Here is a 21,569-nt window from a genome sequence, read left to right on the forward strand (position 1 = left end):
GACAGGAGGGATGAAAAATGAAAAAATTTGTTGGAATAATGCTCGTTTTCGTATTACTGGCATCTTCGTTATATCCAATGATAATAGTTGATTCAGCCGTTGTAGGGGGAGGAAGAACAGTTCCACCTGGAGGAAGTGCGGGAAAAGATGGGGGGATACATATTCCACCAGGTCCAACGACGGGACCAGCAGCTTTTCGAGTAGGCCTTGTTGATGAAGAGATGAAAGATGGAACTGAATTTGTGGAAAACGAGGATGATAACGATTCAATTAGGAATAAAATAAAGGAGCATTATGACAACCATTTTCCTAATGTCCATAGCTATGTTATGTTTGCATACCCTAGTGCCTATGATGTTGGGACAAAATTAATCGGTGATTATATTCCTAGCTCCGGTAATTTAGTTACAACACCAAGGGACTATCCATATTATGACTATACAATAAGACGGATAGAAACGAATAATCAAAACTCGCAAAATGTATTTTACTCTAGGTTAGCAGCTGAGATTCCGACATCCGCAGATTTTGACAACTTAGCTAACGGAAAATGGAAGGAAAAGATTATACCGAGTGCTGATGACAGAGTAAAATCGAAAAATACATGGAACTGGATACTTCAAGAAGCTAGAGGTATAGAAGAAAGAATTAAAGACTATACAGAAGATATAAATATAGATAATGATATTGAAGGAGAACGTCATAGAGCGGTTTTAAAATATATTGATTTAATTATGACCGTCTGGGCATTAGCAAGTCCTGAGGATAAACCTTTTTTTGAACAGTCCTTAGACAGATTCTTCGGAGAAAGGGATACATTACTTGAAAGACCGTTATTGCTATCGATAGACACTGTTTCAAGATTTTCATCTATTAGCGCATTAGGTAGTGGGAATTATATGTTCATCCCAGACACGAAATTTTTAATGTTTGCCCACAGTGCTACCCCGAAGGGGGATATTACCTCACCTGATTTTGCTGCAACTAATGGAGCATTAAAAGATACGGTGAAATTATTAATGGACTCTGCAAATATCTCTATTAAGGAAGCACCTAATAGAAAGAGGACTACAAGTAAAAGAGGTAATGCATTATTGAGTGATGCCTTCGCTTTCGGATACTCTGGTGTATTAGGAGATAATATCCATACTGAAACTGGTGTAGCGGTGGAAAAATCTAATAGTTTACCAGGACTAATGACCACCTTACATTTTCAAGACAACCAATTTGGTTTTTTAATACAGGGTGGCCCTCAGAATACAGGAGGTGGACCTCCTCCAGTATGCGAATGTGAAACTAATATCGTAATATCCAATAAAGATCAATTGAAAGATGTTGTGGTAGAAACAGAAAAGATAAATCAAATAGTATCCCTAAATGTTGATATGACAATGAAAGATGAATCAAAATTAAATAATTGGAGTCTGTTACTAGACGGGGCTACTAATTTACAAATGAAAATGGACATTACACGTGAATCAGGAAGTCCATCTCCACAGCTTACGCCGATCAATACAGGGTTGACACCAGGGCAATGGATCTCTGTTGATGAAGGCGCTCTAATAAGTTCTCTCACAGAGGGGGTGAAGATGTATCAGGATAATTTGTCTAACTTCCCGATAGCTGAGGATTCGTCAGTAAAGTTAACATACAACGCCATATTAACGATAAAAGGGATCAATCGTTTAGGTGAACCGTTTGAGTATGAATGTGAGGTAGGAACGGAGCAACCTATCATCTTTACGAGACCGCAAGAGCCGGAGCCAGAAATAGGTTACTATCAGTCAGCTCCGAGTTATTGGTCAGAGTTAAAGCAAGGTTCTCCAGAAAATGAAACTTTCGAAGCGATGGCTGGAACCCCTACAACAAGAGACTTATACTTTGCGTCAGGTGGTTCAGAATTTATAGTAGATATTGAAGTAGAGTATGTGTCAAATGCAACATCAACTCGAACATACAAATATATATTTAATAAAGTAGTAAATGGCTGGGCGATGGATCCTGACCCGGGATCAAGGCAAAAAGACACTCCTCCCCCTAAGCCAGAACCTAGAAAAAGAGAAGATAGCGGGGGAAATATTTATATAGAAAAGGTGGTATTGGAAGAGGGAGAATATGAAAAAGAACCAGAGGTCCCCTGTAGTGGAGATCCTTGTACAGGTGGAAAGCCGGCTGTCATGGGTACGGAATATTGGTGGGTACGAGAGGGATACCCTTCAACTATGGTTGGTGGACATACCGATGAGTGGACACAAACTGTAACCTATGATTATATGAAAATTAATAAAGTGAAAGTGTGGAAGTTAGTAGAATCCAAAATAGACGGTATGAAAGAGCTAACAGCGACAGATGAATTTACAGCTCAGATTGAACAAGGTACACCTAATATATTTGGTAATATCGCTGATGAAAATACGAGCAAAGAACACCGATTAAGATATTCATTTGAAACAGACCAGCATGATCTTGTTATTTGGGAGGAGGATTCGGATAATATTAATCCTGACGATAACTCAAGATATAGCGGAACTGTTAATGAACAAGAGAAATTTGACGAAGCTAGAAATATGACCACTAATGTAACAGCAATATCTGACTTTTTAATATTACAAACATCTCAAGGAGACCAGTCTGTAATGTATTTTGAGAAAAAGTCAGATACTAGAAAGACTACTGAGAATTTAACAGTACCTACATCTAGTTTCGAGATGATGTGGACGAATAATCCCAATTCTGCTGCCAAGTGGGAGAAGGATCATATTACTGTAGGTTCATACAATGGTAATTATTCAAATCCAAGTCAGAAATATTCCACTTATAGCAATCGAAAGGTGAGTACAATATTTGATACAATGCCGGCAGATTTAGCTAGGCCGTCAAGACCTTCTCAAGCTATGAGATTAGAAGAAACAGGAATTGATATTCCAGATACCAAGCGTAATGGTGAGTATATTGTAGGAAATGCAAGTGTCTTTTATCAATATGATAATAATTTTGAAAAAGGTACGACGACGCTACCATATGATACTGGATATAACGGCAGGTATAGCAAGGCTGGACATGAATTTATTTCTGCATATTCCGATAGCCATAACAAAGTAAATGATATAGTCGTTCATAATCCTGTATCAACAGAGGATGCGATCGTTAAACCATTAGATGACAGTAGGGATCAGAGAACGAATGATAGTAAGCTCATTGGTGGTAACTTACAGGAACCTGCTTCTGAGTATGAAAAGGTACTGAAAGAAGGCTACGTATTTACGCCGACAGAGCCTACCTATGAAGAGCAAACAATACGTAACCTTGATTATATACCTGAGTTTCCAGGTGTTTCTGAAACATATAATTACACGGGGAATTATCAAACTTTTACAGCTCCTGCTTCAGCAACCTATACCCTTGAAGTTTGGGGAGCTCAAGGTGGTACTTCAGGTGGAGGGAGACACGGCGCGTTAGGTGGATATGCTAAAGGAACGATTAGCTTAGAAGCTGATGAAACCATTAGAGTCTACGTTGGTGGACAAGGTGGGAGACGCTATGGAGGTTGGAACGGTGGAGGAAATGTAGGAGGAGATGATAATGGAGAAAGTGGAGGAGGAGGTGCAACTGACATACGAACATCATCCTCGTTAAACTCTAGAATTATCGTCGCTGGAGGCGGCGGTGGTGTAGATACGAACGACGGAGATGGAGGAGTTGGAGGAGGAGAAACTGGAGGACATGGTAAGAGTACTTCAGGAAGTTCAAGTTCTTCTTCAGCAGGTGGAGGTACACAAACAAGAGGAGGAAATGGGTCATGGGATGGACGCTTAGGTCAAGGAGCATCCTCAAGTAGTTCTGATGGCGGCGGAGGTGGCGGAGGCTACTACGGGGGTGGTACCTCCACTGGACACGGCGGAGGCGGTGGTTCTGGTTATATAGGCGGCGTATTAGATGGGGATATGGATTCAGGAGTAAACTCGGGGAATGGAAAGGCTAAAATTACCTCACCATCAACCCCAGCGCAAGGGGAAGAGTATATTACTGTATCCGTGATGACTGACCCTGGTCAATTAGAGCCTCCAGAAAGTGCTTATGAATATGTTTTAGTATCAGAGGATCCAGAAGCTCCCGTAATGGCTCCAGATGAAGACGGTAATTTAACGCCATTTACTCCAGGGAATTTCATTAATATAGATTATAAATTTGATATTTATTTTCCGAATAAAGGGGACTTTGAAGGCAATAATGCTCATGGTATATCAAAGACATCTTCAATACGTGGTATGGGATATACAAATGGTATGGATACAACAGAGTGGACTGATTCTAAACAAGTCAAGTTTGATTTTGATGTAATATATGTCATAAGGGATGAAAATAACCAAGATAATATATTGTCTCGCACTTTGCATTCCGCAGGTCAATGGATTGACTTAAAGGTAGAACAAGAAATGTATGAATTTTATGTTCCCCTATCAAATAGAGAAGCTATGAGTGCTTTAGTAGAATTTAAAGCTATAGCGAATAATGGTAGTTATTTAGATAATGACATGCCGACAAACAGAACGAGAAATAGTAGGAAAGCAGCAAAGCATAGTGCGATCAAAAAATGGAACATAGATGTGGTAGGAAGAATAGGGAATATGGTTATAGAAGATACAGGAGATTTTAGATTCTCTAATTTGTTTAAACAGCCATTAAATCCAACTGAATGGCTAGTCCCAAATGTAGTGAAAAATGTAGATTTATCTATGCAAAATAGAGTGTACGGTGATTTGACTAACATAAGAGGAGATATTGTTGGAGTAGACACTGACTTTTTAAATACGTATGGAACATTGCCGTTTTTAGAAATACAAGAGCCGATTGGGTTCCCATTGACACCAGCCGATAATAATATTGCTGCTTTAAAAAATCAACCGATGAGAATAGGTTATAACGTATTTGCAGATATTCAAACAATCGGCAACTATCATGATAATATGCAAATTGTACCTTATTATTTTCACTTAGATCTAACACCGACTACTGAAACAGGTGTCATCAACCCTACGGTTACTCCTGTTGATGTATATATGGATGTTAATAGCTATTACAAGCCAATAAATATATTTGGTTTTCCATATGATTCTGAATACTCAACAGATAAGTACTATCAGTTCATTTATAATTTAGATTGGGATAACGAATCTGTTAGAAGAAATTATGAAGAAGGAGCTTTGACCGAGCGAGTGGTGGATATGTTCACAGTTGTGAATAGTGATGGTACGAAGGATGAAGATTCGATATTAAGAGTTCCCTTTGGATCTCAATATCCATTTGGAACGGCTCAAATACTACACTTAAAAGACCGAAATAGAACCTTTATTGGTTCATCACAAACTTACGGTGTGAATAATAATCCTGGTGGAAAAATTTTCGAAGAGAATTTTGCCTTACAAGCGCAAAGGTGGCATTTCACCTATGGCTTACCGTCCTCAGCGGTGATCGTTGAGCACGATGGAGGTAATACACTTTCTAACATTACACAATCGAATATTGATACGTTAATGAATAATCGTTCCGTCATCCTCATGGCAGCTGATATTAAAGCAGTAGGTGATACCTATGCTTTACAGTACGATATAATGAGTGACACCGTTGAGATTGCCGGGAGAGAATATGATTTAAGTGGAGTTATGAATGAAAAAGGTGAACGGCTACCAGTCATTTCAGTTTATTCAGCACATCGTTCATCTGCCCATGATTTAGAAATATCAGGAACGCATTAAAGTGTTTAGTATTAAAAAATAATAAGGTTAGAGCATATTGTTCTAACCTCATAAGGAGAGAAGCTTTTATGAAAAAAATACTATTATTCGTTTTAATCACTGTACTAATACTCCCAGTGACGTCAGTATTTGCAGCTGGAGACCAGCCAAGTGCTTGGTCGAAAGATACGATTCAACGAGGAATTGATTTAGGGATTGTTCCAGAACGACTACAAGCTAATTATGCTGACCCCATTACACGAGAGGAGTTTGCGGAGTTATTAGTAAATGTAGCTTTTAAAAAATTAGAAATGGTCGAAAGGTCATATGAATGGACAAAGGAGATGGTACTGGAAAAAGTGACGATTGATCAACCATTTGAAGACACAGATTTAGATCACGTCAAGCTTGCGTATATTATTGGCAGTGTAAATGGTACATCTGATACGACCTTTTCACCAGATGCTTATATCACACGTGAGCAAGCAGCCCAAATGTTAATAAATACAATTCATAAATCGAGTATTTTATCATATGCAACAGAAGACGACATGAGCTATTCGGATTATGATCAAATAGGAGAATGGGCAAAACCTGCTGTAAGTGCTGCCTACACTTTGGGACTTATGCAAGGGTCTAACGGTCAATTTATGCCACGAAAGCATATTACGAGAGAGCAAGCGATTGTAACGATAATAAGAGTGCTCGATTATGCCAAGTATATTACATTACAGCTAAGAGGGGATATCACTGTTTTTGCTTGGTTTGAAGATTTGACTTACAATGTCGGAAAAGACTATGTGAATGTATCCTATGAGGATGAGGGAGAGTTCAGTCTTTCTGACAAAACCTTAAGAGAACTGTGGTTTACTTATAATGCAACTTCTGAATCGGGAGTACGCTATGACCACGAAAAGGCAATCGTTATTTACGGTTTTCAAAGTAATCTATTAAATAGAACTTATACATGGATTTTAGATGCAGCGTTAAAAGGAGAAGGAGCAAAAGTAGATTACGGCTATATGACAATAGAAACTTTTACAGAAAATCACTTACTCGAATTTACATTGAAAGACATACCAGGGTATTTTAATGCGTTAGTTGGTCATGTGTACGGTTATCCGAAAGTAGAAGTAGATCCCAAGCCTATTAATTAAAGGTGGTAGGAATAATCACGTCATTTAAGTAGGGCAAACATTTTATCTGAATTTAAATTGAGGAACATTCCAGTGTATTCAAGCAACATGTTATGTTTGGTTATTCACAACCTAAATTTGAGCTTTTTCTCTTCAATTAAGTTTTTAGGTTTATAAATTTACTAAATTAAATGAATACGCTTGATTCAAAGGTGGAGCATATATGAGAAGGATTTTCTTGGTTGTCATCATATTATTTCTTTTGCTTCCCTCTGTTGCGCTTGGTGAAGATTCATCGGTTCTATTAAATATGTATGGTATACAAACAGCAATAGGGGAAGCAGAGGAAAAGCAAAAACTTGATCAAATGACTGCGGATTATAGAAAGGTATCGAAAGAAGTAAGTTTGAATACGATGTTGGCAATTTCTTCAGAATTATCTAGTAAGCTGAATAGTGAGAAGTTAATTGAAGTAGATAAAGAGATTTATGAATTGACTGATTCATTGCAAAAGATAGAAGAGGAGATGTCTCTAAGTAAAAACAGGGAGGTTGCGTATTTATTACAATTAGATGCAAGCTTTAGGGCAACCCAATCCTCTTTAGATACTTTGTATCAACAACGAAGTGAGTGGCTACAGTACGTCGAATCCTCTCAAATAACCTATAAGGATGTAGAGGCCGAGAAGAAATTAATAGAATTAGAGGGTAAAGTAGAGCAGCAACGCTTAGCTTATGAGAAAGCTACTTCATATGAAGAGCTAGGAGAGATAAGTAATTTCAAATCTCCACTTAATAGGTCAGTATTTGTAACCTCTCCATTTGGTCCAAGGCTAGACCCTGTCACAAGAGCACAAATCTCCACACATAAAGGTATGGACATGAGAGCATCTACAGGAACGTCTGTATTAGCGGCATTTAATGGCACGATTAAAAAAGCAAACTATGAATCAGCTATTGGAAATCATATCATCATAGATCACGGAAATGGCATTGAAACATTGTATGGTCATTTAGATCGTATTGATGTTCAAGTAGGTCAGAAGGTGCAGCAATATGAGGCGATTGGAGCATCAGGAAATTCAGGAACAAGTACCACAGGTCCCCATCTACATTTTGGTGTTTATATAAATGGACAGGCTGTAGATCCTGCTGTTTTTATAAAAGGCTAAAAGAGCTTCCATAACTTAATGGACAAGTAGGTACTCAAACAAATACTTTGCTACTAGGTTTTTGTTATTCTACAAATAATAAAGTTAGTTTTAATTGAGAGGAGGAATATGAATGATTGTTTTTTCGAAAGAACGGTACTTACCAACGATGATTAATACAATCGTACTATTTAAAAATGATGCCTATTTCTATATACATAGAGATGTATATGATCAAGCTATCATAGTATCAGACAAGTACACATTTGAAGAGCTTAAGACAGCCGTAGGTGTGAACGGTAAATTGGAAGAGATAGTGAATTGGTTTTATAAGGCGGCACCGACACCGATTAATATTTTAGCTCCATTCATATCTCTAACAAATCTAAATATAGATAAAGATTTAGAGGAATGCTGTGGGGTTTTACATACTATAACAGCAATAATTAATGTAAAACATTTCGTTAATCAACCGGAAGAGCTTAGAAAAAGGGTGAACTTCTCTTATTTAGTTAAGACTGAATATGAAATGCCATGGGAACGCTTTTTTATGACAGCTATAAAATATAGTAGCTCTATACAAACGATAGGAAATGGTATGAATAATATTTTGAAAGATCATGCAATGGATAATCGTGATAAGAATGTGAACACAGGGTTATCAAATACCGCTGTAGAGACAGGAGAAGCTATCAAACAAGAAACAGGTCAGGAAGAATTTCAGATAACTGATTCAGAAAAGGAACAAACGAGGAGATTATTGTCCTTTTAAGGAGGAATGATAAACATGTCAATAAGTGATATATTCTATCTGACATTTTCAATCATTACCTCATTATATGTTCTTATTATTCCAAAAGGGATGTTAACAACTAAGATTTATATGAATTGTTCAAAGGTAGATTCAATGACTATGTTACAACGTATAGAATGCTATATACCAGTAAGAAATTCATACATCATTAAAAAATCATTGAATGAAAAAGCCCCATTCTTAAAAATACTAAGTAACGTATTTGTGATTTTATTGCTCATAACAATATTTATTAGACTGTTTTTCCCAGTAACAGATGCTACCCAATCTTACGTAATCATACAATTGACATGTACCATGATGATGATCATAGTTCTATCAATTATATACATTGTAGAAGTAATCATACTTTGGGAGCTTAGCGATTTATTCGAAATTAGGTCTCATAAATTATGGTCGGTTATATTACCACCATTTTGTAGTTTTCTGCTGACATACAAAGTAGATCCATATTTTATAAAGATGGAATCCGTAATTGATCGTCTATTTGCTACAGAACAGGTTAAGTGAGAGGGGATATATGCTAGAGGGAATACAATATTTACAAGGTGCCATAGTCAGAGTGTTTATAGGATATATCTTGTTACTTTTGGTCGATTCGATATTTTTTACTCATGAATACAGTCACTTTAATTATTATTTTTATTTTCTAGAGGTATTTATCTTTTACATAACAAGCTTTTATGTGTTACAAGTCATTTACAAAATAAATAGCCAACTATTAAAAATTGCTGTGTTTTGGTTATTACTCTTATTTACCTGTGTACCGATTATAAAGAGGATACTGATCTTATATGGATGGTTTGTACCTTAGTCTGTTATTGATTAGGAGAATATAACTTTATATATATATCTTTTTGTTAGTTAAATAAACCTAAATAAAATGTCATATGTCAACAACAGTAATGAATAGGGTTAGGTATTTTTTATTACTAGTGTATCTTCAAAAAGGAGGAGTGAGAGTGGAAAACCATATCGATAATGCTCATCAAGCCACTCAATCTATTAGCAAAATTATTGAATGTGTTGAAAATCTAGCGATGGTAACTCAAGCCTATAATGAAACCTTAGATTCAGCTTTTAAACAATCAGATTTAATTTTTATTCGTAAGATTAGGCAAGCGATGGTTGATGTTGATACTAGCTTGCAAAGCCTCTCGAAGGATTGTCAGGGCATAGAAAATACATTGGGAAATTATGTAGTAGATGTGGCTAACGCTAAAGATTTAGTAGGATCATAGTGAAAACAGTTTGGAGGTGGATGCATTGGGTGGGAAGTCAAAGCTTATGGACCCTGAAATACTGAAGGTATTATATGAGGAAAGCAAAGTATTTATGCAAGAGACTGGGCATAATGTAGAGGAGATTAAGAAAGAGATAGCCATCTTAAATGATCCTTCTTTGCAAAGTGGTTTTTCTACTGAACAGAGTCAGGCTACAAGAGATGCGATCAAAGCTCTATTTCAATCAGTTGATTTGTTAAAGGAAACGTTACAGCAAACGAATAATTTTATAGATAATAAGTTAGTTGGCTCTAAAGATATAATGCATGATAAGGGGCATTCGCGTGCACAGGAAAGTAGACGACGAGATGTGTTTGTAAACTTAGTACTAAGAAAATAGCATGTATGATGTCGCTGTATTATAGAACAATCTTCAATTAAAAGATGCTAGTTGAAGAATGAGGGGAAAACGATGAGAACCGAAGAAATAACATCTCAACAATTCAAAGCACAATTTGGTGAGGATATGGCAAGAAAAGGACCTTTCTCCTACTTTAAATTAGGGAAATACATCGGAATTGTGAAAAATAATCATGACCGAACAATTGAATTTGTTTTAGAAGATAGTTTTCATGAGGACGACATAAGTGCTTTGGACGAACAATTACTTTTAGCATCTATATGTGGTAAGCCAGAACAAGACTTATATGTTCCTAGTTTCGATTCAGTATTTGATTATGAAGCAAGAAGGAGAAAAAGTAAGAATATATTACTACTTATATATAGTGCAGTATTTATAATTCCAATATTAATACTATGTTTAACGTTATACCTATTGATTTATTACGTGTAAGGAGCGGTATGATAAATAGTAAATCTCCTATTCAATTTAATAATATAGCATTAATTTCGGTAAGCAATATGAAGATACAATACAGCTACTTTGACGGATACATCGTTTTATTAACAGTATCCCACGTATCAAATGCTAGTGTTATTTATTTATCAAAAGAACTTATAAAACATAGGAAGGCATTTATTAATGGGACAGGTCAATCAAAAAAAGTAGGAATAAGTTTCACATCGCAATTATTAAAAGCTTCTTCTACTTGTATAGAGTATATTTTACATCATGAAGTAGCACACATAAAGAAAAAGGACTATAGGAAGAAGAAATATAGTGAAATGAGGCGGGAGCATATTCTTAACGGTGAAGTATATAAACCTGAATTGCTAGCAGATGCTTATGCGAAAGAAAAAATGGGGCATCAACAAGTAAGCTCCGCATTAGCTGAGATTTTAAAAAGAAAACAAAGGTATAGAAATAAACTGGAGACGGAAAAAGTGATTAATAAGAAGCATTTAGAAGTTTTACCTAAGGAACATAGTCAACTAGTAAATACAATAAATAGTTTGAATTTATCTATTAAAGAAATTGAAGAAAGATTGAAGCTCCTTTAATTAGCCAATCTTACATTGTAGACAAACAGATTAGGAATCGTTTTTAACTAGAGATAAACATCAGCGGAAGGAGAGAGTATAAACAATGATCTATGCAAGTAATGTTCTAGGCGCATATGTAAAGAAAGCACTAGGTGATAAAGCATTTCAAACGAATGCAACTAAGATAGCAGAAACGCTACCAATCGATCCTCAAACATCTAATATGAATGCTGTGGTAATTGGTCCTAAAGACGTCTCAGGTATTAAGGGTAAAGTTTTAAAAGCAGCGATTGAAAAGAAACATGAATCAGTAGGCATCATTTATATTTATCAAAAAGATAAGGATGAAGGCTTAATTGATGGGGATGTAGAGAAGGTCAAGGTGAAGCGCATAACCCCTGCTATTATAGAAGAATCAATAAATAAGGTGATAGAGCTTAAAGCGGTAGGAAAGGATCATAGAATAGTAGATTCTAGAGATAGGGTAAGACATAAGCTTGAACAAGAAAAGTTTGATCAACCAACTACGCTATTGTATGACGAACAACAATTAGAGGTAAGCAAAGAAGATTCAGAACTAGCGCAAAAAGAAATAGCAAATGCTGAAAAAGAAGTGGCTACCTCGTCCTCTGAGCAAATTCCAGCTGCTACTGTAGAGAATGAAGAGTTAGTAAGTAATCAAGTAAAAGAAGGAACGATTGAACAGCGTATAAAAAATCTTGGACAATTTGCAGATTGGGATTTATTTAAGAGATCATATCAGACCGATACAGTGTTAAATGAATTAATGGAAGAAAATATTCAATATGCTGGTCTAGTCAAAATGTTAGATACATTAGATACGAAAATAATAAATGTGTTCAAAGATACTGCTTTGTCCGCAGATTCAAAGTTTGAGGAGATCAAGTCTCTAGGTTTAGAACGGTCAGCATATAAAGATTTACAAAATAATATCATTGCTGAAAAAGTATTATCCATTATGACCTCCATTGTACAGTCAGTAGAGGCAACTGTTGACTATAAGGTCAATACCATTAGAAAAGCTTTAGACTCTATGGCTATTAAGAAAGTGATGTATGAAGACCAGCGCAAATTAAGAGCTCTAATTGATGAAAGATTACAAATACAAGTTGAGCTACATGAACTAGCAAAAAATGTGATCGAAGTATTTAAAGTACTTGATAGTACTGCAGGTGATTTTTTAGAAAGTTTAGATGATGGTTTACCGTCCGAAAGCCAATATATCAACGAAGTTTTGAAAACTCAAAAAAACATTTTTACACCAAAAAATGTTACCGAAATCACCGCTCGGATCATGAGAGACCTTCAAAGCAATCGTATCACTATGTCCGTTTTAGAAGAGAAGATTTCTAATCTTATTGACCTAGTATTTCAATTATGTGAGACAGACGGATCTATTATTGAATACCAGCAGAAATTAATCAATCTATTACAAGCTCAAAGAATAGAGGATGTTGTGATTGTTGATAGTATTATCAAAAATTGCCTTCGTATATTCGTTGGGCCTCAAAATGTTGGAAGAACATCAACTTCTTTAATATGGGCAGGAACATTATCTAGAAGGCAAAATACCGTCCTTATTGATCTAACAGGTTCATCTAAATACAGTCAATACGGTGTCACCCCAATTAGCTTAGATGCATTTCTTAGTGAAAGAATTGAACAACAATTCCTCGTTGTCGAAGGAAATATTGATGACTTAGACCATGCTAATGAATTGATATCAGAACTAAGAACACGTTTAAACTATTATCCAAATATAAATTTGGTGTTAGATAGTCATCAAACTGAACTTCTTGATCAGCTATCGCCTTCTGCATTATCAGTACATTTCATAACGGACTGTACACCGAGAGGTATATCGCAGATCAAGGAAACAATTGCTACATTTAAGAGGGAAAACATTGCCCGTAAGGTAATCTTAATCGATCCCCCTGTTGACCCTATGAATATCTTGTTAGATTTAGAGATCGACCCACTGTTAATTAAATTAATTGTCATCCCTAGATTAAAATATATCTCGGCTTCGGCATTAAAAGGAACAATTCCATACAATAATGCAGAGGTTGTAGAAGTTTTTGAACAAGCCTTTAGGTAGGGGGAGAGGGACATGTATGATGGATGTTCAATGTATACAATTAAAGCATTAATATGACAGTATAAGTGCTCTGTTAAGGTCTAGGGTTAATCTAGAGAACATAAGAACTGCTATTGAATATAAACTAAATTAGAGGAGAGAGGAAATGAAAAAGCTATTATCATATATCTTAATATTTGTTTTACTCATGCCGGTAACTGTACAAGGAGCTGTACAAAACGAACCGTCAGAATGGTTTAGAGAAGATATACAACAAGGTATTGAGTTAGGGTTAATACCTGAGAGGTTACAGTCAGATTATTTAGAGCCTATCACAAGAGAAGAATTTGCAGAATTATTAGTTAACTACGTGTTAATAAATTTAGACGAACAATATGAATTTCAAGAAACACCAATTAGATGGACAAAAGACTCGATTCTAGAAAAGGTAACGATTGATACTCCATTTGAAGATACCGATTTAGAGCATGTGCAACTTGCGTACATAATGGGTAGTGTAAATGGTACATCTGAAACGACATTTTCTCCTGATAACTATATTACAAGGCAGCAAGCTGCTATGATGCTTATGAATACAGTCCATCTATTCAATGAGTTTGACTATTTGAGTGAAGCTGATTTAGGGTATGAAGATTTTAATCAGATTTACGAGGGGGCTCAACCAGCAGTTAACGCACTTAAAGGACTAGGTATTATGAAAGGTTCTGGAGGTGAATTTTTACCATTAAACAATATTACAAGAGAGCAAGCTATGGTTACCGTAGTAAGGCTATATAATGAAACGGTTTATCCACTATTAACTGTACGTGGTGAAATAGTTGCCAACCCAGTAATTCCAGAATTTCTTTATAACATTGGTTCTGATTATGTTCATGTTTCTTATGTAGAAGAGTTAAGTGAACAAAGTATGAGTGAACTAGAGACAGTGTGGTACTTATTTGCAGATACTAGAGAATCAGGAATAGAGATAGATATAAACAATGCTTTAGCATTATATGGTTTTGAGTATAACCTGTCTAACATATCTGCTGGTTTATTTACAGATCCACTGTTACGTGGAGAAAATATCAAGGTAGATTATGGGTTTATGGAAGTTGAAACTTTGACAGATAACTTTCTAATGGAGTTCACATTAAAACCAACACCAGGATACGTACATAATTTCTTCGAGTATTTTTATGGATATCCGAAAACGAATGTAATTCCTGAGATTATACAAAACTAGTAATATAAGGATATTTCAGATGGGTATTTCTTTAGTAGTGCTCTATATTCTCAAAGTGAAACATAAATAATTTAAATATTCAGTTTGATGCAATTACCCTTAAGGAAGGGAGGAATGTACTTGATAAATATAAGGATATCTTCGGTAGAAAGTACAAATAGCGACTTAGGTCAGATCATATCAACATTATTATTTACAAATAATCATATCTCAAGGGTAAAGAGCCAAATTGATTGGAGAATTATATCCCGTGATGGAATTGGAAGCTTGCTAAATAGATCACGCAATGATTTGCTAAATTTAGAAGCTGAGCTAAGAAAGATAGAAAGATTTATAAATGATGCAACACAGCGATATAAATCAATGGAAGAACATTTGGTTACAAAAGGGGAACGTATTAATACTGACGAGTATTTTAATGGAGATGAGATGAGGGATATATCTTCACTCACGTTTGGTAATAGAAGAAGTAGCGCAATAGATATTTGGAACTGGGGAATAAATGGTTATTCCCCAAATACGAACAATAATAATATTCACAATATCAAAGAGAAGCATTATTTAAAAAGAAATATTGAAACTTATGAAGCTCAAATTGAAATATTAAAGAGTCAAAAGGCAAGCTTAATAGAAGAAATAGTGAAGTTAATTGAATGGGAACCTATCACATCATTTTTTGAACGTGTTACCGAAGGACTAGGTGGCCAAAATCCGTATGCTGAATATCTTAAAGTGCAGGATCAAATTTGGGAATTAGAAAGAGAAATTCGAAAAGTTATAGATTTTGAACCTTCTATAGCGAATATAAGCGGTTGGAAAAATAACTTCGATCGCAGTATAGTAACTTTTTATCAAGGTGTACAAGAAGAAATAGATGATTTTACAAGACCGATAGATAAATTTATTGAGGATGAACAATTTAGGCTAAATGTACTTAATCGAGAAATTGAAAAACCTCTTTCTAAAGTCCGTGACGCTATGCAAGTAACTACTATTGGAAGAGAGTTATGGGGAAATCTTGAATTCTACCATTATGAACAGAGAGATCAATTAAATGGTTCTCATCCATCGTATCAGGAAGTAACGAGTAAAGGTTCAGAATGGATCCTTCTTGATGAAGATATGTCAGTACTCCATGATAATCATCAAGGAAAACCTGAAGAGAAGTATATAAACCCAGATGGTAGAGAAGCCGTTTTTGATGGAGATACGCTTGAACCTATAGCTGATCCAAGCATAAAAGGGACATATAACTACATTAATCCAGCACTACAACCAGAAGGGTTTCCAAAAGATAAACAAGAAATCCTTGATTGGGTCGAATGGATTTCTAGTAATGCTGGTCATGCAATAACAGATGTCATTCCATATTATCTAGTAGGTCAAAAGAATGAGAAGAACCAATAAAATAATTGAGGTGAAATATATGTTCAGGAGATTATTTATAGTTACCATAAGTGCTGTTGTTTTATTAAGTATGGTTGGTTGTGGTCAATATACTATCATAGACTTAATTCATCCCGAAACAGAACGATTTTATACTGAAAAAGTTGAAGATGTTTTTAATCACGCTCCATATGAACCTTATATAAATGAAGGTATTTATATGTTTCCTGTAACTAGACAAAACCAAAAGTACGGAAGTGATGAGGAAGGGTACTACTCGTATTCGTTAGGAATAGTTGCATATAAGAAATATGATAATTTGAATACAGCTACAATCAACCATATAAAAGTAGTTGGAACGAATGATGTAGCTTTTAAAGAAATTGAGGAAGATATAAATGTTACTCTTGAATTTGGTAAATCGGCATCTGATGATCCGAAATATGATTCTTTGCTGGTGGGTGAGAGTAGTTTAATCGAAGAAATAAACAACTATAATTTGAATTTAAGTGATGAGAGTGTAATAACATTTATTATGAACGTCAGCATTCATGTGAATGGAAAGACCATTACGAAAGACATTAAGTATGACCTAAAAAGGAGAAAAAGAACATATTCAATGCGAATGTAAGTAATATAATTGATGAGAGCATTAATACATAGTTATATTATTTGGAGGTAATATGAAGTCATTAGAAGTTACATTGTCTACGCAAGAACTTTATTTTTTGAGTGAACTAATGGGACTAGAATGTATAGTCGGCATAAAAGATCCATTTAAAGATTGTACTAAAGAGCAAATTATTGAGGCATGGTTAGAATTAAAAGATAAATTACTCAAAATGAATATTCTATTTGAAGATAAAACATACCAGATAGATAGAAAGCATGCAATCCTCATATATGCGTTGAGACCAGAGTCTGTATGCTGTTGGTTTAATCAATTTATAAATAATAACCAAGAGAGCTGCTACTATTATTTCACACCACAATTAGTAGTAAAAAGAATATATGAAGTAACTAATGGTTTACATAAATTACAATTAATAGGAACTCCTATTGAGGCTTTTCAAGAAATGATAAATAGTTTTTCATTTTCAAATACAGAAAGAATAAAAGTTGCAGATACGTACTTAACAAAGGAACAGTTCGATATCCTGATAAAATTAAAGGGAGATTCAAAATTTGAAGAGTATGCTTTGTCTAATATGAATCCTAAAATACAACAAAAGCTTGAAGAGTTCATTTATTCTTTAAGAACCTTTCAAAAAGCTGGGCAGTTAGTAGTGACAGCACTGAATGAAAATCAATTGGTCTTTGATGAATTAAATTTTATTCAAGGTGGAAATGGAGTTTGGTTAACAAATCCAGATATAAACGAAGGTGTGGTAAAATATTGCATTAAGTCAAGTACAGGGAGAGAAATAGAAGAGAAAATTAAAGAAATGGTATTAACAAAATTCTTTAGTGAGATTGAAATTAAATCATTCACATGACAACTTTTTTAGTTAGAACACTAGGAGATGGGGCATATACATGATATTTTTATAGTTTAATAAATTTGTCACTGTGTAATAGTGACTCATTATACGTTGAGCTTTCATTCCCCTTTTAAATTGGAAAAAATCATATTTTCAAGAAACGTATTTGTTTGAGGTATGTAATCAATGCATTCACTATCTGAAATAATTCTCCCATCTTCTAACTCAAAAAGAGTTGTTTTTGGAAATAATATATCTTGACGTATGATTATTCCCTTCTTTATTATCGAATGACCTTTCATGATAATGCAAACTTCCATTCCCACATACGGAGTTTGCATTGGTTTGAACATCATGATTGTCCCTCCTTATTACACCACCCGAGATAATTTCGATGGTGACAAGAAATTGTAAATAAAGTGTATGAAAAACGACACTAAACTTAATAAATCAACAATAATATAAATTGTTTTCAACAGGCTCTTTTAAAATCATTGTCACTTATTGTAATAATATAGTATATTAACAGTATATCACATTATATACTTATTATTACCATGATGTAGGTTGTAAGCTAGCATTGTGTGAATGATATTTGAAATTTATGAAAATAAACTCCTGGTGATTTTGAGCCAAAAAGATGAAACCCATACAGACGATAGGTATCTCTTCGTATCTAGACTAAAAATCACTATAATCCTTGTGATTAATCTTTTTTTGCTCCTTCCTCCTTTCTCAATTCATCCCATTCACTTAAATAAAGCATCTCATTTAAATCTATCGGGTCACCTTCTAATACCGAGACAAACTCTAAACTGTTTCCATCAGGATCATAAAAATAAACTGAAGCAGCAGGCATCCAAGTAAATACGATTGGTTCAATCGGTTCTCTACCAAAAAAATCTTCAGCGAGCTTAATATCTTTGTCATTTAACCATTCTATTGATGTTTTTAGTTTTGCTAATTGTACGCTGAATGCAAAATGTCGCTTTGCAAATTCTTGCCCGGCTGGTACTTCCCATAGGCCAAGCATTTGTTCCTTATTTCCAATAAAAAAGAACGCGCATTTTCTTTCATAAATTCGATGTGCTAGTTGAAGTCCGAGCTTTTCAAAAAACGCAATGCTTTGATCTAAATCTTTCACTTGTAAATGGGTTTCGTATATACTCTGTATCATCTAAATCACTCCAATTGTTTTTGGTAATTTAGATTTTACATTTATGTATGCTTATCTCATACGGTAGGAAGAAGTAAAGTAATCTACAACTTCTGACCGATTTTGTGTTTAAAAATTTCTAACCCTTAGTACATACTTTCCACCAATATTGCCATAGGGGGAATATACTTTTACTGTATAAACACCTGATCCATATTTACTTAAATCCACTGCATATAACCTCTCCTGTGATTTAGCTGTTTCTGATTTACCAATGAGAGTACCGTCAGGAGCATATACTTTGTATTTATAGTTATAGCTATTATGCAGGTTATTTAACCAAAAGTTACACTCCGAACCTTTTTCAACATCTAAATTTACGGTATAAATTTTGTTATTCTCAGTAAGCACATCTTCTACTTGAAGTTCTGCTTCAGCAAATTGCTCACCAGATGTATTCCCCAACTCCACACTTTCTTCTAATAATGTTGATGAAGAAAACAAAATGATAATGATGCACATTGCTGCAACCATACCTGCTATTGGGAGTAAATTGTGTTTTAATTTGCGCTCTCTCTTTGGATTACTTATTTCACTTTCTATTCTTTTTCTAAGTTCGAACTGTCTTTTAGGATCCCAAGAAATACTTTCATCTAAATTCTTCACATCTTTAAAGAGGTTATGATCATGTTGGTTACTCATAAACCCATTCTCCCTTCGACAATTCTTGTTGTAGCGCTTTTAGAGCTCTAAGTAAAGTTGATTTAACTTTACTCTCACTCCAACCTAAAATTTCACACGTTTCTTTCGTAGACATCCCCTCAATTTTTCTAAGTATGACCACTTCACGATAACTCGGTTTTAACTTACCAAGAGCTTCATACAATTCTTGAAAGCTTTCATTGATCATAATAGCGCTTTCTAATGTATTGTTAGCTTCTTTCTCTCGGTATTGATGACTATAGTGCTCAAAAATATTAAATTTTTTCCGTCTCATATAATCCATTGTAATATTGTGAGCAATCCTGAATATCCAGCTTTCAACTTTATCTTTATTTTTTAACTGACCATACGAGTTATATACTTTTATAAAAGTTTCGTGGGTTAAGTCTTCAGCTGTATGGTAGTCTTTAGTTAATGTAAAAATAAACTTTAAAACTCGCCTACTATACAAGTCATATAGGGAAAGCACTTCATTTTTCTTTTCATCTCGTTGCACTATGTTCCCTCCCTAGTTATTGTCGGTCATTCTACATTGTAAATGTTTCGTTTAATATATTTATATGAAACATATTGTTTAAAATATCCTATGCTCATTATTATAATCTTCTTCGTTCATTTATATAAAAATCTTTGTTTTTCGCTATATTAAAAGGGCTATGATTTATTAATTTATTGGATAGTCAGGGCTGTGTTAAGTAATGATGGTATTGAAATGTAATAAAGGCTCTTTTCGTACTATTTTTACTAAAAATGGCCCGTATCATGAGAGCTCCATAATTGAAATAGCAAGTTACCACGAAAGCTAGATATATGCGTGCTTAAACCTTAGAAAGAGAATAGCACCAATCAATGCGACAACAGCCTTCTTTAAAAATAGTATAGTCAAAATAGTGTAACGAATTGTCATTTTATGCGCCTCACATATGATAATTGAATTGTTATAAGAGGAAATAAAAGTTGAAATTTAGCATTCAATAACTAGATAAACTTTTGAAGTATTCAACGTCAATCCAAAGTGTAATTGATCATACGATTAAATATAAAAGTAAAATCACGAGCTGTTCATATAAAATAGTAATACTTTATGAAGTAAAATAAGGATAAATTGTTAACTTCAATGAACATTTACTACTATATAAAATTTAGTATTTCAAGCAACTAAGAGAACAGGAGAGTAGCAAGTGAGCAGTAAATTTATCAAAATCATTATCGTTTCTATGGCCTTGACGATCGGTCATCCCAATCAAGAGGTAAAGTATATTATTGTTGGCTTAGTTTTATTAGTCGCTTTGGAAATTTATTTTACCTTAAGAAATGGCAAAATTAAAGATGATTCTGAGTAGAACAGTTTTTAAACCTTTTAGTCATTTGACCGATAACTCTCATACATTAACATCTTAATTATTTGTGAGCACTACGCTGACGGAGGTAATATAAGAATAGGGGGGATGTCATGTATACAATCAGTGAGGTCGCTAAAATATTGGGAGTCAGTACTCATACATTACGGTATTATGAAAAAGAGAAAATCATAGAACCAGATCGGAATAAGAATAAAGATAGAATATATAGTGATGCACATCTTAATTGGCTTCGATTTGTGATGAAACTAAAACAGACACAAATGCCAATTGCAAAAATTAGAGAATACGCACAATTGTATATCGAAGGAGAGCATACAACAATCGCTCGCTTACAACTGCTCGAAGAACATAGGAGTGAGATTCAAAATCAAGTGAAAACCTTGGTTGACACGGAAAAGATGCTTGAAGACAAAATTAACTCATATAAGAAAATGGTTAGTATGAAACAACATCTAAGTTCCGTTGCTACTAAACCAAAATTAGAGAAGGATTCAATTTAAAATGAAAGGCTCCTTTCAAACTATTACCATAAAGCGTCGTTTAATTTGTTAGATTTCGTTGTACAGAAGAAAAGATGCCTCGGACATTAGACTCTAATTACGAAAAGCAATAAT

At 34.5% G+C, this 21,569-nt stretch carries 20 protein-coding genes; 16 read left to right on the forward strand and 4 right to left on the reverse strand.

The window, feature by feature from the left end:
• The first annotated feature begins 17 nt into the window (after positions 1-17).
• The 14 genes from SLH48_RS08135 to SLH48_RS08200 all read left to right on the forward strand — a co-directional run bounded on the left by SLH48_RS08135 (position 18) and on the right by SLH48_RS08200 (position 17,727).
• A complete protein-coding gene (locus SLH48_RS08135; protein WP_320257751.1) occupies positions 18-5,756 on the forward strand; it encodes a glycine-rich protein in 5,739 nt (1,912 codons plus the stop codon).
• A 68-nt stretch (positions 5,757-5,824) separates the two neighbouring features.
• Positions 5,825-6,892, forward strand: a complete 1,068-nt coding sequence (locus SLH48_RS08140) for an S-layer homology domain-containing protein (protein ID WP_320257752.1) — start codon at positions 5,825-5,827, stop codon at positions 6,890-6,892.
• A gap of 202 nt (positions 6,893-7,094) precedes the next feature.
• On the forward strand, positions 7,095-8,042 hold the full coding sequence (locus SLH48_RS08145; protein ID WP_320257753.1) for a M23 family metallopeptidase: 948 nt from the start codon (positions 7,095-7,097) through the stop codon (positions 8,040-8,042).
• 112 nt (positions 8,043-8,154) lie between these two features.
• Positions 8,155-8,793 (forward strand): hypothetical protein, encoded by a 639-nt coding sequence (locus SLH48_RS08150; protein WP_320257754.1) that lies wholly within the window; start codon positions 8,155-8,157, stop codon positions 8,791-8,793.
• 15 nt (positions 8,794-8,808) lie between these two features.
• Positions 8,809-9,345: a hypothetical protein gene (locus SLH48_RS08155; protein WP_320257755.1), complete on the forward strand. Its 537-nt coding sequence runs from the start codon at positions 8,809-8,811 to the stop codon at positions 9,343-9,345.
• A 452-nt stretch (positions 9,346-9,797) separates the two neighbouring features.
• The gene (locus SLH48_RS08160) at positions 9,798-10,076 is read left to right on the forward strand and encodes a hypothetical protein (protein WP_320257756.1); all 279 of its coding nucleotides are present in this window, start codon (positions 9,798-9,800) and stop codon (positions 10,074-10,076) included.
• A gap of 25 nt (positions 10,077-10,101) precedes the next feature.
• The gene (locus SLH48_RS08165; RefSeq protein WP_320257757.1) at positions 10,102-10,458 is read left to right on the forward strand and encodes a hypothetical protein; all 357 of its coding nucleotides are present in this window, start codon (positions 10,102-10,104) and stop codon (positions 10,456-10,458) included.
• 72 nt (positions 10,459-10,530) lie between these two features.
• Positions 10,531-10,911, forward strand: a complete 381-nt coding sequence (locus SLH48_RS08170) for a hypothetical protein (protein ID WP_320257758.1) — start codon at positions 10,531-10,533, stop codon at positions 10,909-10,911.
• Between the two features lie 8 nt (positions 10,912-10,919).
• Complete coding sequence (locus SLH48_RS08175; protein WP_320257759.1) at positions 10,920-11,519, forward strand: YgjP-like metallopeptidase domain-containing protein; 600 nt, start codon at positions 10,920-10,922, stop codon at positions 11,517-11,519.
• Positions 11,520-11,604: 85 nt separating this feature from the next.
• Entirely contained in the window at positions 11,605-13,620 is a 2,016-nt protein-coding gene (locus SLH48_RS08180; protein WP_320257760.1) for a hypothetical protein, read from the forward strand.
• Between the two features lie 145 nt (positions 13,621-13,765).
• A complete protein-coding gene (locus tag SLH48_RS08185; protein ID WP_320257761.1) occupies positions 13,766-14,845 on the forward strand; it encodes an S-layer homology domain-containing protein in 1,080 nt (359 codons plus the stop codon).
• A 120-nt stretch (positions 14,846-14,965) separates the two neighbouring features.
• Complete coding sequence (locus SLH48_RS08190; RefSeq protein ID WP_320257762.1) at positions 14,966-16,252, forward strand: hypothetical protein; 1,287 nt, start codon at positions 14,966-14,968, stop codon at positions 16,250-16,252.
• 19 nt (positions 16,253-16,271) lie between these two features.
• Positions 16,272-16,862 carry a hypothetical protein gene (locus tag SLH48_RS08195; protein WP_320257763.1) on the forward strand — a complete coding sequence of 197 codons (591 nt, stop codon included), beginning with the start codon at positions 16,272-16,274 and terminating at the stop codon, positions 16,860-16,862.
• A 52-nt stretch (positions 16,863-16,914) separates the two neighbouring features.
• Complete coding sequence (locus SLH48_RS08200; RefSeq protein WP_320257764.1) at positions 16,915-17,727, forward strand: hypothetical protein; 813 nt, start codon at positions 16,915-16,917, stop codon at positions 17,725-17,727.
• A gap of 104 nt (positions 17,728-17,831) precedes the next feature.
• On the opposite strand, the gene SLH48_RS08205 is transcribed toward SLH48_RS08200, so the two are convergent.
• The 4 genes from SLH48_RS08205 to SLH48_RS08220 form a co-directional block, all read right to left on the reverse strand.
• Positions 17,832-18,068: a hypothetical protein gene (locus SLH48_RS08205; protein ID WP_320257765.1), complete on the reverse strand. Its 237-nt coding sequence runs from the start codon at positions 18,066-18,068 to the stop codon at positions 17,832-17,834.
• Positions 18,069-18,418: 350 nt separating this feature from the next.
• Positions 18,419-18,889, reverse strand: a complete 471-nt coding sequence (locus tag SLH48_RS08210; RefSeq protein ID WP_320257766.1) for a VOC family protein — start codon at positions 18,887-18,889, stop codon at positions 18,419-18,421.
• Positions 18,890-18,997: 108 nt separating this feature from the next.
• Entirely contained in the window at positions 18,998-19,570 is a 573-nt protein-coding gene (locus SLH48_RS08215; RefSeq protein WP_320257767.1) for a hypothetical protein, read from the reverse strand.
• Positions 19,563-20,087: an RNA polymerase sigma factor gene (locus tag SLH48_RS08220; protein ID WP_320257768.1), complete on the reverse strand. Its 525-nt coding sequence runs from the start codon at positions 20,085-20,087 to the stop codon at positions 19,563-19,565. The genes SLH48_RS08215 and SLH48_RS08220 overlap by 8 nt, the downstream gene beginning before the upstream one ends.
• A 685-nt stretch (positions 20,088-20,772) precedes the next feature.
• On the opposite strand from SLH48_RS08220, the gene SLH48_RS08225 reads away from it, so the two are divergent.
• A complete protein-coding gene (locus SLH48_RS08225; RefSeq protein WP_320257769.1) occupies positions 20,773-20,934 on the forward strand; it encodes a hypothetical protein in 162 nt (53 codons plus the stop codon).
• Positions 20,935-21,044: 110 nt separating this feature from the next.
• On the forward strand, positions 21,045-21,455 hold the full coding sequence (locus SLH48_RS08230) for a MerR family transcriptional regulator (RefSeq protein ID WP_320257770.1): 411 nt from the start codon (positions 21,045-21,047) through the stop codon (positions 21,453-21,455).
• Positions 21,456-21,569: the final 114 nt, after the last annotated feature.

Origin of the sequence: Cytobacillus sp. IB215316 (assembly GCF_033963865.1) — a bacterium.
Lineage (GTDB): Bacteria > Bacillota > Bacilli > Bacillales > SM2101 > Nanhaiella > Nanhaiella sioensis.

Bases quoted from the DNA above. Each gene is read 5' to 3' on its own strand.
- SLH48_RS08205 (WP_320257765.1), bottom strand. From the start codon at position 18,068: ATGATGTTCAAACCAATGCAAACTCCGTATGTGGGAATGGAAGTTTGC.
- SLH48_RS08195 (WP_320257763.1), top strand. From the start codon at position 16,272: ATGTTCAGGAGATTATTTATAGTTACCATAAGTGCTGTTGTTTTATTA.
- SLH48_RS08155 (WP_320257755.1), top strand. From the start codon at position 8,809: ATGTCAATAAGTGATATATTCTATCTGACATTTTCAATCATTACCTCA.
- SLH48_RS08185 (WP_320257761.1), top strand. From the start codon at position 13,766: ATGAAAAAGCTATTATCATATATCTTAATATTTGTTTTACTCATGCCG.
- SLH48_RS08170 (WP_320257758.1), top strand. From the start codon at position 10,531: ATGAGAACCGAAGAAATAACATCTCAACAATTCAAAGCACAATTTGGT.
- SLH48_RS08135 (WP_320257751.1), top strand. From the start codon at position 18: ATGAAAAAATTTGTTGGAATAATGCTCGTTTTCGTATTACTGGCATCT.
- SLH48_RS08230 (WP_320257770.1), top strand. From the start codon at position 21,045: ATGTATACAATCAGTGAGGTCGCTAAAATATTGGGAGTCAGTACTCAT.
- SLH48_RS08180 (WP_320257760.1), top strand. From the start codon at position 11,605: ATGATCTATGCAAGTAATGTTCTAGGCGCATATGTAAAGAAAGCACTA.
- SLH48_RS08145 (WP_320257753.1), top strand. From the start codon at position 7,095: ATGAGAAGGATTTTCTTGGTTGTCATCATATTATTTCTTTTGCTTCCC.
- SLH48_RS08200 (WP_320257764.1), top strand. From the start codon at position 16,915: ATGAAGTCATTAGAAGTTACATTGTCTACGCAAGAACTTTATTTTTTG.
- SLH48_RS08210 (WP_320257766.1), bottom strand. From the start codon at position 18,889: ATGATACAGAGTATATACGAAACCCATTTACAAGTGAAAGATTTAGAT.
- SLH48_RS08175 (WP_320257759.1), top strand. From the start codon at position 10,920: ATGATAAATAGTAAATCTCCTATTCAATTTAATAATATAGCATTAATT.
- SLH48_RS08140 (WP_320257752.1), top strand. From the start codon at position 5,825: ATGAAAAAAATACTATTATTCGTTTTAATCACTGTACTAATACTCCCA.
- SLH48_RS08150 (WP_320257754.1), top strand. From the start codon at position 8,155: ATGATTGTTTTTTCGAAAGAACGGTACTTACCAACGATGATTAATACA.
- SLH48_RS08215 (WP_320257767.1), bottom strand. From the start codon at position 19,570: ATGAGTAACCAACATGATCATAACCTCTTTAAAGATGTGAAGAATTTA.